General features: G+C 75.5%; 11 protein-coding genes. 4 read left to right on the forward strand and 7 right to left on the reverse strand.

Features of this window, described 5'->3' with window-relative positions:
• The 5 genes from CUD01_RS15440 to ptsP all read right to left on the reverse strand — a co-directional run.
• Positions 1-356: DNA topoisomerase IB-related protein (locus CUD01_RS15440; RefSeq protein WP_141322388.1), on the reverse strand; the 356-nt coding region annotated here is incomplete at its 3' end.
• 10 nt (positions 357-366) lie between these two features.
• Entirely contained in the window at positions 367-2,592 is a 2,226-nt protein-coding gene (locus CUD01_RS15445; RefSeq protein WP_141322390.1) for an MMPL family transporter, read from the reverse strand.
• A gap of 142 nt (positions 2,593-2,734) precedes the next feature.
• Positions 2,735-3,598 (reverse strand): acyl-CoA thioesterase, encoded by an 864-nt coding sequence (locus tag CUD01_RS15450; protein ID WP_094179652.1) that lies wholly within the window; start codon positions 3,596-3,598, stop codon positions 2,735-2,737.
• Between the two features lie 60 nt (positions 3,599-3,658).
• Positions 3,659-4,039 (reverse strand): globin, encoded by a 381-nt coding sequence (locus tag CUD01_RS15455; RefSeq protein ID WP_094179653.1) that lies wholly within the window; start codon positions 4,037-4,039, stop codon positions 3,659-3,661.
• A 21-nt stretch (positions 4,040-4,060) separates the two neighbouring features.
• On the reverse strand, positions 4,061-5,677 hold the full coding sequence (ptsP, locus tag CUD01_RS15460; protein ID WP_243861147.1) for a phosphoenolpyruvate--protein phosphotransferase: 1,617 nt from the start codon (positions 5,675-5,677) through the stop codon (positions 4,061-4,063).
• Positions 5,678-5,862: 185 nt separating this feature from the next.
• Between ptsP and CUD01_RS15465 the strand changes: the two genes are divergently transcribed.
• Positions 5,863-6,162, forward strand: coding sequence for a PTS sugar transporter subunit IIB (locus CUD01_RS15465; protein ID WP_268531394.1), 300 nt, complete (start codon positions 5,863-5,865; stop codon positions 6,160-6,162).
• 19 nt (positions 6,163-6,181) lie between these two features.
• Positions 6,182-6,643: a PTS sugar transporter subunit IIA gene (locus tag CUD01_RS15470; RefSeq protein WP_141322394.1), complete on the forward strand. Its 462-nt coding sequence runs from the start codon at positions 6,182-6,184 to the stop codon at positions 6,641-6,643.
• Between the two features lie 7 nt (positions 6,644-6,650).
• Here CUD01_RS15470 and CUD01_RS15475 read toward each other — a convergent pair whose 3' ends face one another.
• Both CUD01_RS15475 and CUD01_RS15480 read right to left on the reverse strand, forming a co-directional pair.
• Positions 6,651-7,757 carry a mechanosensitive ion channel family protein gene (locus tag CUD01_RS15475; protein WP_244937804.1) on the reverse strand — a complete coding sequence of 369 codons (1,107 nt, stop codon included), beginning with the start codon at positions 7,755-7,757 and terminating at the stop codon, positions 6,651-6,653.
• The gene (locus CUD01_RS15480; protein WP_141322396.1) at positions 7,754-9,952 is read right to left on the reverse strand and encodes a prolyl oligopeptidase family serine peptidase; all 2,199 of its coding nucleotides are present in this window, start codon (positions 9,950-9,952) and stop codon (positions 7,754-7,756) included. Before CUD01_RS15480 ends, CUD01_RS15475 begins: the two co-directional genes overlap by 4 nt.
• An 85-nt stretch (positions 9,953-10,037) precedes the next feature.
• Here CUD01_RS15480 and malQ point away from each other — a divergent pair, with 85 nt between their 5' ends.
• Together malQ and CUD01_RS15490 are read left to right on the forward strand one after the other, a co-directional pair.
• Complete coding sequence (gene malQ / locus CUD01_RS15485; protein WP_244937805.1) at positions 10,038-12,176, forward strand: 4-alpha-glucanotransferase; 2,139 nt, start codon at positions 10,038-10,040, stop codon at positions 12,174-12,176.
• A partial coding sequence (locus CUD01_RS15490; RefSeq protein WP_141322400.1) for a P-loop NTPase family protein occupies positions 12,173-12,704 on the forward strand: 532 nt, incomplete at its 3' end. The genes malQ and CUD01_RS15490, both read left to right, overlap by 4 nt.

Below are 12,704 nucleotides of genomic sequence, written 5' to 3' on the forward strand. Positions count from 1 at the left end.
GGGAAGCCCTCGAGCCGCAGGTCGCGGCGCACGTGGCGGCGAGCCGCCGGCAGGCGCCGCGCCACGTCGAGCACGTGGTCGTGCTTGAGCCGGTCGCGCCGCACCCGCCACTGCGCGTGGTACAGGTACTGGCGGCGCTGCGCGTCGTCGAGGCCGGCGGCCTGGATGTGACCGTGGGGCAGCGGGCAGATCCACACGTCCTGCCACGCGGGCGGGATCGCGAGCCCGACGATCCGGGTCAGGTGCTCCGCGTCGGTGATCCGCAGGCGGTCGTGGTCGAGGTACACGAACCCGCGGCCCGCGCGGCGGCGTGTCCACCCCGGCGAGTCGATGCGCACCCGGCGCAGCCGCACCACGAGCGGTGCCTCACCGCTCCCGGGCGGGCACGCGCGGCCGGGCGAGCCGCGACGGCCACCACGTGCGGTGGTCGAGGTCGTGCACCAGGGCCGGGACCAGGAGCGTGCGCACGACGAACGTGTCGAGCAGGACGCCGAACGCGACGAGGAACGCGAGCTGCGCGAGGAACAGCAGCGGGATGACGGCGAGCGCGGCGAACGTCGTCGCGAGGACGACCCCGGCGGACGTGATGACGCCGCCGGTCACCGCGAGCCCACGGACCACCCCGACCCGTGTGCCGTCACGCAGCGACTCCTCGCGCACACGGGTCATGAGGAAGATCGAGTAGTCGACCCCGAGCGCGACGAGGAACACGAACGCGAACAGCGGGACGGTCGGGTCCGCGCCCGGGTAGTCGAAGACGTGCTCGAACAGGATCGCGGCCACCCCGAGCGTCGCCGCGAACGACAGCACGTTGGCGAGGAGCAGGACGAGCGCGGCGGTGACCGCGCGCAGCAGCAGCGTGAGGATCAGGACGATCACGATAAGCACGACCGGCACGATGACCCGCAGGTCGCGCTGCGCGGCGTCGACCGAGTCGACCGTCTCGGCGGCGGCACCACCGACGAGCGCGTCCGGTGCGACGTCGTGCACGGCGGTGCGCACGTCGCGCACGGTGTCCTGCGCGGCGCGCGAGTCGGAGGGGGCGTCCGTCGAGACGTCGAGCCGCACGCGACCGTCGACGACGAGCGGCTCGGCCTGCTCGCCGGTCGGCGCGCCCGCGGGGGTCCCGGTGTACGGCGCGACGGACGCGACACCGTCGACGCCCTGCGCGGCCCGGGCGGCGGCGTCCGCGTCGCCCTGCGCGACGATCACGGTGACGGGGTCGACCGAACCCGCGGGGAAGTGCGCCGCGAGGACCTCCTCGCCCGCGACCGCGTCGACCTCGGTGCGGAACACGTCGGTCTCGCTGGTGCCCTCCGCGGAGAACGTCGGGAGGAACGCGGCGAACGCGACCAGCACCGCGGCGGTCGAGACCCACACGGCACGCGCGTGCCGGCCGACCCAGCGCGCGAGCCGGCCCCACACGCCCGTCAGCTCGGCGGGAGTGGCGTCGGCCGACGTCGCCGACGTCTCGACGTACCGGGGGGTGCGCGGCCAGAAGTAGAACCGCGAGCGCCTGCCCCCGATCAGCAGGAACGCGGGCAGCAGCGTCAGCGCCGCGAGGAACGCGGACACGATGCCGATCGCGGCCACCGGCCCGAGGCTGCGGTTGGAGCCCAGCTCGGACAGCAGCAGGCACAGCACGCCTGCGACCACGGTGCCGGCGGAGGCGGCGATGGGCTCGAGGCACGCGCGCCACGCGCGGCGCATCGCGGCGGCCGGGTGCTCGTGGTGGCGCAGCTCCTCGCGGTAGCGCGCGACGAGCAGGAGCGCGTAGTCGACGCTCGCACCCACGACGAGGATCGACAGGATGCCTTGCGCCTGGCCGTTGAGGACGAGCGTGCCCGAGTCCGCGAGCAGGTACACGACGAGCCCCGCGAGCGTCAGCGCGAACACGGCCGTCAGGATCACGACGAACGGCAGCAGCGGGGAGCGGTACACGACCACGAGGATCAGCAGCACCGCGACGAGCGCCACGACCAGCAGGATGCCGTCGATGCCGCCGAAGGCCGTGACGAGGTCCGCGACGAAGCCCGCGGGACCGGTGACCCACGCGTTCAGCCCGGCCTCACCGGCCGAGCTCGCGGTCGCGCCGAGCTCGTCGTCGAGCGTCGCGCGCAGGTCGCCGACGAACGCCCCGGTGACCGACTCCTCGTCGCCGACGAGCTCCTCCGCGCTGTCCGCGTCGAGGGAGTAGACGACGAGGATCGCCTCGCCGTCCTGCGACGGCGTGACGACCGGGTCGGCCGTGAGGTAGTCCGCCCACACGGCGTCCGTGCCGGGGACGGCGTGCTGCGGGACGGCCTGCGCGACGGCTGTGACCTGCTCGACCTGCGCGTCGGTGACCTGACCGCCCGCCGCGGGCGTCAGGACGACGAGCGCGGGCAGCGCGGGTGCCTCGACGAACTCGCGGCCGGCCTCCGCGGCGAGGGTCGACTCCGCCGACGACGGCAGGAACGCCGCCGTGTCGTTCGTCTGGACCTGGGACAGCTTGCCCTGCGCCTGACCGCCGAACGACGCGATCGCCATCCAGACGACGATGCTGACGGCGACCAGGACGGCACGGACGAGGGCGGGGCGACGCGACGGCATGCCCGAATACTGAGGCACGACGGCCGCGTGCGCGCGCCGAGCGGGCGAAGCGTCCGGATGATCCGTGCTGGTGCGCGTCACGCCGGGCCCGCGGCGGGTCTGACCAGGCACGACGTGCGCCCGGCGGGGCCCCGCGGGCCGGTCAGGGCACCCGGACCATGCCCTCCTGCGCGATGGTCGCGACGAGCGCCCCGTCCTGCGTGAACACGCGCGCCGTGCCCAGCCCTCGCCCGCCCTGCGCGCTCGGCGACGCCTGCACGTACAGCAGCCAGTCGTCGACCCGGACGTCGCGGTGCCACCAGATCGCGTGGTCGAGGCTCGCGATCGACATGCCGGGCGTCACCCACGAGCGGCCCGCGCGGCGCAGCACCGGCTCGAGCATGACCTGGTCGCAGGCGTACGCGAGCAGCGCACGGTGCAGCAGCTGCCCGTCGGGCAGCGGCGAGCGCGAGCGGAACCAGACCATCTGCTGCCCGGTGCGCTCCGGCGCGGGGCCCAGGTACAGCGATCCCTCGACGTGGCGGACGTCGAACGCGGCCTCCTGCGTCCAGAACCGCGCCACCGGGTGGTCGATCGGGCCGAGCACGTCGAACACCGACGGCACGTCCTGCGGCGCGGGGACGCCCGGGGGCATCTCGTCGGCGTAGTCGATCCCGTCCTGCTCGGTCTGGAAGGACGCGGTCATCGACAGGATCGGTGCGCCGTTCTGCAGCGCGTGCGTGCGGCGGGCCGTGAACGACCTCCCGTCGCGCAGCCGCTCGACCGCGAACGTGATCGGCTCGGCGACGTCACCCGCGCGCAGGAAGTAGCCGTGCAGCGAGTGGGGGAGCCGGTCGTCGTCGAGCGTCGCGCCCGCCGCGAGCAGCGCCTGCGCGAGCACCTGCCCGCCGAACACGCGTCCGCCGGGCTGCGGGAGGCTGGTCGCGGTGAACGTGTCGGGCTGGTCGGGGACGGGCCGCAGGCGCAGTGCCTCGAGCACCGCGTCGACCCGGTCGGGCGTCGTCATGCCCCGCAGAATCTCACGCCGGGCGCCCCGCGCCGGGACGGGTCGGCCGTGACGTCGCCCTCAGTCCTCGAACGTGTTGATCATCGAGTGCGCGGCGCGCTCCAGGTAGTCCCACAGCTCGGCGCGGTGCAGCGGCGCCAGGTCGAGCGAGTCGACCGCGTCCCGCATGTGCGCGAGCCACCGGTCGCGCGCGTCCGGGTTGACCTTGTACGGCGCGTGCCGCATCCGCAGGCGCGGGTGCCCGCGCTCCTGCGAGTACGTCGTCGGCCCGCCCCAGTACTGCTCGAGGAACGCGGTGAGCCGCGCGGCGGCCGGGGCGAGGTCCTCCTCGGGGTACATCGGCTTGAGCACCGGGTCGCCCGCGACCCCCTCGTAGAAGCGGTCGACGAGCGCGACGAACGTGTCGTGACCGCCCACGGCCTCGTAGAACGTGTCCCTCACGCGCCCATCCTCACACGCGCGTCACAGCCCCAGGTCGCCGAGCACGGGCAGCCCCGCCCGCACCCGCTCGCGCGCGTCCGCCGCGGACTGCGCGCCGAGCGCGAGCTGCGCCAGGCGCCGGCACTCGTCGAGCGACGTGGCCTGCAGCACCGCCGCGACGTCGGCGAGCGCCCGAGGCGTCATCGACAGCGACGAGACGCCCAGCCCGACGAGCACGACCGCGAGCGCCGGGACCGCAGCGGCCTCGCCGCACACCCCGACCGGTCGGCCCTGCGCGGCGCCACCGCGGCACGTCTCGGCGACGAGGCGCAGCACCGCCGGGTGCCACGCGTCCGACAGGTGCGCGACGCTGCCGAGGAGCCGGTCCGCCGCCATGGCGTACTGCGTGAGGTCGTTGGTGCCGATGCTCGCGAACGCGGCGTGCGCGAGGATGCGGTCCGCGAGCAGGGCGGCGCTCGGCACCTCGACCATGACGCCCGCGGTCGTCAGACCGTGCGCGGCGCACCGCTCGACGAACTCCTCGGTCTCCTCGACGGTCGCGACCATCGGCGCCATGACCCACACGAGCGCGGACTCGGCCCGCGCCGCGCGCGCGATCGCGGTGAGCTGGTCCTCCAGCACCTCGGGGTGCGTCGCGGCGGTGCGCAGACCACGCACACCGAGCGCGGGGTTCGCCTCGTCGTCGGCCGTCAGGAACGGCATCGGCTTGTCCGCGCCCGCGTCGAGCGTGCGGATGACCACCTTGCGGCCGGGGAACTGCGCGAACACCTCGCGGTACGCCGCGACCTGCTCGTCGACACCGGGCGCCTCGTCGCGGTCGAGGAACTCGAACTCGGTGCGGAACAGCCCCACGCCCTGCGCCCCCGCGGCCGCCGCGGCGTGCGCGTCCGCCGGTGCGCCCACGTTGGCGAGCAGCTCGACCCGGTGACCGTCGGCCGTGCGCCCGTCGCCGTCGAACGTCCGCTCGACCGCGGCGAGCGCCCGGGTGCGCGCGACCTGCTCGTCGTCGGGGTGCAGCGTGACCGTGCCCGCGCCGCCGTCCACGACGACGACGTCGCCGTCGGTGACCTGGGCGTCGAGGCCGCGCGCCGCGACCACGGCGGGGATGCCGCGCGCGCGGGCCAGGATCGCGGTGTGCGCGGTCGGGCCACCGGCCGACGTCGCGATGGCGAGCACGCGCGCGGTGTCGAGCGTCGCGACGACCGCGGGGGCCAGGTCCGGCGCGACCAGCACGAACGGCTCGTCGCGCTGCGGGACGCCGGGGGCCGGTCGTCCGGTCAGGTCGGCGACCAGCCGGTCGCGCACGTCGTGGATGTCGCGTGTGCGCTCCGCGAACAGTCCGCCCAGCGCCTCGAACTGCGCCGCGACGGACTCGGCCGCCTCCCACACCGCACGCTCGGGCACGAGGTGCTCGGTCATCACGCGCTGCACGGCGTCGGCGACGAGCGTCGGGTCGGCCGCGATCGCGGCGGTCGCGCGCAGGACGTCGGCTGCGTCACCCTCGGCCGCGTCCGCTGCGGCGTCGAGCGCCGCGCACACGCGACGCGAGGCCTCGCCGACGCGGTCGGCGGCGGACCGGTGGTCCGCGCCGGGCGGCAGGCGCCGCCCGGACGGGGGCTCGGTGATCGGCGGCGGCATGAGCACCGCGGGCGCGACCACGCGACCGGGGCTCACACCGAGACCGTGCACCACCGTGGGGGGCGGCGGGGTGGGGCTCACGTGGGACGACCTCCTCGTCAGACGTCGTCAGTCTGGCCCGCGCCGGACCCGCGCCGCCAGCCGGACACGCGCAAGGCGTCACGTGCGGGGCGCGTTAGGCTGGGCTGGCCGCGACGACCGGTCGCGAGAACCCCGTCGCGAGATGGTCGTCGCGAGAACCTCCGGGAGTGGCATTGAGCAAGGCAGAGCAGATCCTCGCCGCACTGGGCGGCGACGCGAACGTCGTCGACCTCGAGCCGTGCATCACGCGTCTGCGCGTGGAGGTGAGCGACGCCCAGCTCGTCGACGAGCAGGCGCTCAAGGCCTCCGGCGCGTTCGGCGTCGTGCGCTCGGGCCGCATCGTGCAGGTCATCGTCGGCCCCGAGGCGGACAACCTGGCCGCCGAGCTCGACTCCCTGCGCTGACCCGCCCGGCCCGCCGGACATGAGCGAGCTGCGCGTCGTCGCGCCCGTGCCCGGGGTCGTGCACGCGATCGGGCAGGTCCCGGACCCGGTGTTCGCCGAGCAGATCGTCGGCCCCGGCATCGCGATCGCGCCCGACCACGTCGCGCGCCTGGACGTCGTCGCCCCGTGCGACGGGGTCGTCGGCGCGCTGCACCCGCACGCGTTCGCCCTCGAGGTCGACGGCGGACGCTCCGTCCTCGTCCACCTCGGCATCGACACCGTGCGGCTCGCCGGCCTGGGCTTCACGCTGCACGTGCGGCGCGGCGAGGCCGTGCGCGCGGGGCAGCGGCTCGTCACGTTCTCGCCCGTCGACGTCGCCGCGTCGGGCATGTCCACCGTCTGCCCGGTCGTCGCCCTGCAGGCCGACCCGGCGCTCGTCGTGCTCGACGCGGAGCCGGGCTCGCGCGTCGCCGCGGGCGACCCGCTGCTGACCTGGCGCTGAGACCCCGTCAGGGCTGAGGCGGGCGCACCGCGTCGTCGACCGGTGTGTCGTGCGGGTCAGGGTCGCTCGCGTCCACGCGCGCCTCGTCGCCGGCGCCCTGCGGCTCGTCGTCGGCCACCTCGGCGAGCGCCGCACGGTGCGCGCTGAGCGCGTCGCGCTGACCCGCGAGCGGCACGGCGGCCTCCTCGAGCACGCGCCGCGCCGCGACGCGCAGCGCGCGCGCCACCTCCCACTGCCGCGCCGGCGACGTCCGCACGCGCATGCGCAGCGTGATCGCCTCGGCGGTCAGCCGCTCGATCCCGGTGATCGTCGGCTCACCCTGCACGGCGTCGCCGAGCTCGGCCGCGACGTGCGCCGCTGCCTCCGCGAGGAGGCGCTCCACCTGCTCGAGGTCGGCGAAGTAGTCCACGTCGACCTCGACGACGGCCGTCGCCCAGCCCTGCGTCTTGTTGCCGACCCGCACCAGCGAGCCGTTGGGGACGTACCAGAGCGTGCCGTCGGCGTCGCGGACCTTCGTGACGCGCAGCGTGACCGCCTCGACCGTGCCGGTCGCGGGCCCGAGGTCGACCACGTCACCCACGCCGTACTGGTCCTCGAGCAGCATGAACGTGCCGGTCAGGAAGTCCTTGACGAGGCTCTGCGCACCGAAGCCCAGCGCGACGCCCACGATCCCGGCGGACGCGATGAACGGCGCGATGTTCACCCCGAGCGTGTCCAGCACGAGGAACACCGCGATGCCGCCCACCAGGACCGCCGCGGTCGAGCGCAGCACCGAGCCGAGCGTGCGGGCGCGCTGCGCGCGGCGCGCCGTGGCGAGCGGGTCGACCTTGAGCAGCGTCTGCGCGACGCCCCGGTCCGCGAGCGGACGGAGCACGCCGCGCTCCGTGACGGGCGTGCCCTCGGCGATGTGGTCGGTGACACGGCGGATCAGCGCCTGCAGCAGGACCAGCACGACGGAGGACACCGCGACGATGACGAGGATCGTCAGCGGGACCCCCGTGAACCAGTGCCACCACGACGTGGGCGAGCCCAGGTCCTGCGGGACGAGCACGTCGTCGGTCGGGGTCGGCGACGGCGCGGGCGTCGCGGCGGTCGGGAGAAGGTGCACGGTCACTCGGCCTCCTGCGTGGCGGGGGCGGGCTGCGCGACGAGCCCGGTGTGCCGGGCGACGAACTGCAGCTGCTCGACGCTCAGCGCGATCGAGCGGGACAGGGCCCGGCCGCCGTGGCCGACGCCGGTCTCGCGGCGCACCAGCACCGGCGCCTGCGCGAGCGGTGCGGCGGTCGCGTGCTGCAGCGCGGCCGCGAGCTTGCGGGCGTGCAGCGGGTCGACGCGCGTGTCGCCCTCGAACACGGTGAACAGCGTCGCGGGGTAGCGCGTGCCCTCGACCACACGGTGGTACGGCGAGTAGCCGAGCAGCCAGCCGAGCTCGGTGGGGTCGTCGGCGTCGCCGTACTCCTCCGTCCACGTGACGCCGAGGCCGAACCGCTGGTAGCGGACCATGTCGAGCAGCGGCGCCGAGCACACGACGGCCGCGAACAGGTCGGGGCGCTGCGTGAGCGCGGCACCGACCAGCAGGCCGCCGTTCGAGCCGCCCCAGCACGCGAGCTGCCCCGGCGTCGTCCACCGCTGCGCCACGAGCAGCTCGGCGACCGCGTGGAAGTCGTCGAACACGTGCTGCTTGTGCTCGCGCATGCCCGCGCGGTGCCAGTCCTCGCCTTCCTCGCCGCCGCCGCGCAGGTTCGCCACGACGTACACGCCGCCGGCCTCGACCCACGCGAGCGTGGACGCCGAGTAGCCCGGGTCGAGCGAGATCTGGAAGCCGCCGTACCCGTACAGGACCGTCGGCAGCGGCGTCGTCGGGCGCCCCTCGTCGTCGACCAGGTCGGCGCGCGCGACGACGAACGCGCGCACGGTCGTCCCGTCGGCGGACGTCGCCTCGACCTGGCGCACGCGCACCTCGGGCACGTCCGCGACGACGCCCGGCGGCGATGCCCACAGCGTGAGCGCGCCCGTCGTGGCGTCGAACCGGTGCACGCCCGGCACCGTCGTGTGGTCGGTGTAGGAGAACCACACCTCGGGCCCGCCCTCGGGGCGCGTGACCAGGCCGGACACCGAGCCCAGACCGGGCAGCGGCACCGTCCCCGCGGCACCGGGCAGGCGCTCGCCCGTCGCCGGGTCGTGGACCGTCACCGACGAGACCGCGTGGCGTCGCCACGACGCGAGCAGCAGGCGAGGCGTCGTGTCGTCGCCCCCGCCGTCGGTCAGCGCGACGTCCTCCAGCACGGCCGTGCCGTCCTGCGCGACGAGCGTGCGCCACCGGTCCGCGCCCGGGTCGCCCGGGTCGGCCACCGCCAGGCGCCCGCGCGGGGCGTCGAGGTCGGTGTGCACGTACAGGCGTCCGTCCCGGCCCACCCACGCACCCGTCTGCGCGTCGAGGCCCACCGCCACCTCGACGAACACCGGCGCCTGCGGCGACGACGCCGTCAGGTCCGCGATCCACACGTCGTTGCGAGGCGCCGTCCCCGCGGCGGCCGACACCACGAGCCAGCGGCCGTCACGGGAGACGGTCACGCCGTAGTAGCTCGTGACCGGCTGCCCCGCACCGAACACCTCGACGTCCTCGTCGGGCGACGTGCCGACGCGGTGCAGCCACACGCGGCGGTGGTACTGCCGCTCGTCCTGCGGCACCAGCTCGGGCGCGAGTCGCCGCACGTAGAAGAACGCCTCGCCGCCCGGCAGCCAGGCCACGGGCGAGTACCGCGCGCGGTCGACGGGACCGTCGACGACCTCACCCGTCGCGACGTCCAGCACGCGCAGCACCGACTCCTCCGTGCCGCCCGTCGAGGTCTGGTACGCCAGCAGCGCGCCCTCCTTCGAGGGCTGCCACGAGTCGAGCGTCGTCGTGCCCGCGGGGTCGATCGCGACCGGGTCCACGAGCACGCGCTCGACCTCGCCGCCGTGCCCGTCCGGCTCGACGACCACGACGACCGCGTGCTCCTGGTCGCCCGAGCGCCGCGAGACGAAGCGCCGTGCGCCGCGCCACGCGGGCGCGCTGACGAACCCCGCGCCCAGCAGCGCCTGCAGGCGCGCCGTGAGCGCGTCGCCCGCGAACGGGGAACCCGCCAGCGCCCGAGCGCTGTCCTCCCGGACGGCCCGGTACAGCTCGTCCTGCGCGTGCGACCACGCCTGCGTCGCCGCCGCGTCGGCGTCCTCCAGCCACCGGTAGGGGTCGGGCACCTCGTGCCCGTGCAGATCCTCGACGAGGTCGTCGCGGTGCGCGGGCGGGTACGTCGCGGGGGGCGTCATGGTCCGCAAGGCTACGACGAGCAGCCGACCCGCCCATGACGTTCGGCTGCGCGTCCGGGTCGCGTCGCTCTGGCAGGATCGACGTGTGGTCGCCGACTTCACCGCTCCGTCGGACTCCCTGCTGCGGCTCGCCGCGGCGTACGGGGTCGTGCCCGACCACTGGGGGTTCCACGGCGACCTGCGGCGGGCGTCCGCCGCGACGCTGCGCGCGGTCCTCGCCGCCCTGGGCGTCGACGCGAGCTCACCCGAGCGCGTCGAGCTCGCGCTCGCGCACGTCGACGACATGCCGTGGCGCCGCGTCGTCCCGCCGACGACCGTCCTGCGCGCCGGTCACGAGCGGCACGTGCCCGTCCACGTCACGCACGGCGACCCCGTGCACGTGTGGCTCGAGCTCGACCCCGAGGTCGGGGGCGGGCGTCGGGACCTGCACCAGGCCGACGTGTACGTCGAGCCGCGCACGGTCGACGGGCGTCTCGTCGGGCGCGCGACGTTCGTCGTGCCCGGCGACCTGCCGCTCGGCTGGCACTCGATCCACGCGTCCGGCCCGTCGGCCGCCGCCCGCGGCGTCGTCGTCGTGACGCCCGACCGCCTCGAGCTGCCCGCGCAGCTGCGGGACGGCGGACGTGCCTGGGGCTACATGGCGCAGCTCTACTCGGTGCGCTCCGAGCGCTCGTGGGGTGTCGGCGACCTGGCCGACCTCGCGGACATCGGATGGCTCGCCGGGCACGAGACCGGCGCGGACTTCCTGCTCATCAACCCGCTGCACGCCGCGGAACCCGTCGCGCCGCTCACGCCGTCGCCGTACCTGCCGAGCACGCGCCGCTTCGTCAACCCGATCTACATCCGGCCCGAGGCGATCCCCGAGGCCGCCTACCTCGCCGCGGCCGACCGCTCGCTCGTCGAGTGGGCCGCCGAGTCCGTGCTCCCGCTCGACCTGGACGCCGGGCCGATCGACCGCGACGCCGCCTGGACCGCCAAGCGCACCGCGCTCGACGTGATCTTCGCGCACCCGCGCTCGGCGCCGCGCCAGGCCGTCTTCGACGCGTTCGTCGAGGAGCAGGGACCGGGGCTGCGCACGTTCGCGCTGTGGAGCGCGCTCGCCGAGAGGTACGGCGCCGAGACGATCCCGCCCGAGCTGGCCGACCCGGCCTCACCCGCCGTCGCGGCGCAGGCCGAGGAGCTCGCGGACCGCGTCGCGTTCCACACGTGGCTGCAGTGGGTGGCCGACGAGCAGCTCGCGGCGGCGCAGCGCGCCGCGCGCGAGGCAAGCATGAGCATCGGGATCATGCACGACCTCGCGGTGGGCGTGCACCCGGCCGGCGCGGACGTCTGGTCGCTCGGCGACGTCCTCGCACGCGGTGCGACCGTCGGCGCGCCGCCCGACATGTACAACCAGCAGGGTCAGGACTGGTCGCAGCCGCCGTGGCGGCCCGACGAGCTCGCGCGCGCGGGGTACCTGCCGTACCGCGACATGCTGCGCACGGTGCTGCGGCACGCGGGCGCGATCCGGATCGACCACGTCATCGGTCTGTTCCGGCTGTGGTGGATCCCGGACGGCGCGGCACCCGGCGAGGGCGCGTACGTGCGCTACGACCACGAGGCGCTCGTCGGCATCCTCGCGCTCGAGGCGCACCGTGCCGGTGCGGTCGTCATCGGAGAGGACCTCGGCACGGTCGAGCCGTGGGTCCGCGACTACCTGTCCGAGCGGGGCGTCCTCGGTACGTCGGTGCTGTGGTTCGAGAACGGCGACGACGGCAACCCGCTGCCGCCCGAGCGCTACCGCCCGCTCGTCCTGGCGACCGTGACCACGCACGACCTGCCGCCCACCGCGGGCTACCTCGCGGGCGAGCACGTCGCCATCCGTGAGCGCCTCGGGCTGCTGACGGACCCCGTGCCGGTCGTGCGCGCGCAGGCCGAGGCCGAGCGCGACCGCATGCTCGCGGCGCTGCGCTCGCGCGGCCTCGTCGGCGCCGACCCCTCGGAGCGGGAGGTCGTCGAGGCGATGCACCGCTACGTCATGGCGACGCCCGCGGTGCTCGTCGGCGTCGCGCTCGCGGACGCCGTGGGGGAGCGCCGCGCGCAGAACCAGCCCGGCACGGACCAGGAGTACCCCAACTGGAAGGTGCCGCTCGCCGACTCGGCGGGGCAGGTCGTGCTCGTGGACGACCTGTTCACCAACGCGCGTCTGCGCAGCCTCGCGGCCGTGCTCGACGCCGGTCGGTGACGGCGCGGCCGCGCCGCGTCTGGGTCGTCGGGAGCAGCGGCGCGGGCAAGACCACGTTCGCGCGCGCGGCCGCCGCACGGCTCGGGGTGCCGCACGTCGAGCTCGACGAGGTCTACTGGGACGCGGGCTGGCGGCACCGCGACCAGGACGAGGCGCGCGCCCGGCTGGCTCAGCTCCTCGGCGGGGCGGGTGCCCTCGGGTGGGTGGCCGACGGCAACTGGAACAGCCGGGGTCACGGGCTGGGTGACGCGGCCGACGTCGTGGTGTGGCTCGACCCGCCGCGTCGCGTCGTCGTCACGCAGCTCGTGCTGCGCACCGTGCGCCGCGGCGTCACGCGCACCGAGCTGTGGCACGGCAACCGCGAGAACGTCCTCAGCCTCCTGCGCCGCGACCCCGACAGGAACATCGTGCGGTGGTCCTGGACGCACTTCGAGCGCTACCGGGAGCAGTACGGCGCGCTCGCGGACCGGGACGCGCGCGTCGTGCGGATCGGCACCCGCCGCGAGGCGGCGGCGTGGCTCGCCGCGC

This window comes from Cellulomonas uda, assembly GCF_006538705.1.
GTDB classification, from domain to species: Bacteria; Actinomycetota; Actinomycetes; order Actinomycetales; family Cellulomonadaceae; genus Cellulomonas; species Cellulomonas uda.

Coding starts and splice junctions, on each gene's coding strand:
- CUD01_RS15450 (WP_094179652.1), bottom strand. CDS start 3,598: ATGACGACGCCCGACCGGGTCGACGCGGTGCTCGAGGCACTGCGCCTG.
- CUD01_RS15445 (WP_141322390.1), bottom strand. CDS start 2,592: ATGCCGTCGCGTCGCCCCGCCCTCGTCCGTGCCGTCCTGGTCGCCGTC.
- ptsP (WP_243861147.1), bottom strand. CDS start 5,677: ATGCCGCCGCCGATCACCGAGCCCCCGTCCGGGCGGCGCCTGCCGCCC.
- CUD01_RS15480 (WP_141322396.1), bottom strand. CDS start 9,952: ATGACGCCCCCCGCGACGTACCCGCCCGCGCACCGCGACGACCTCGTC.
- CUD01_RS15470 (WP_141322394.1), top strand. CDS start 6,182: ATGAGCGAGCTGCGCGTCGTCGCGCCCGTGCCCGGGGTCGTGCACGCG.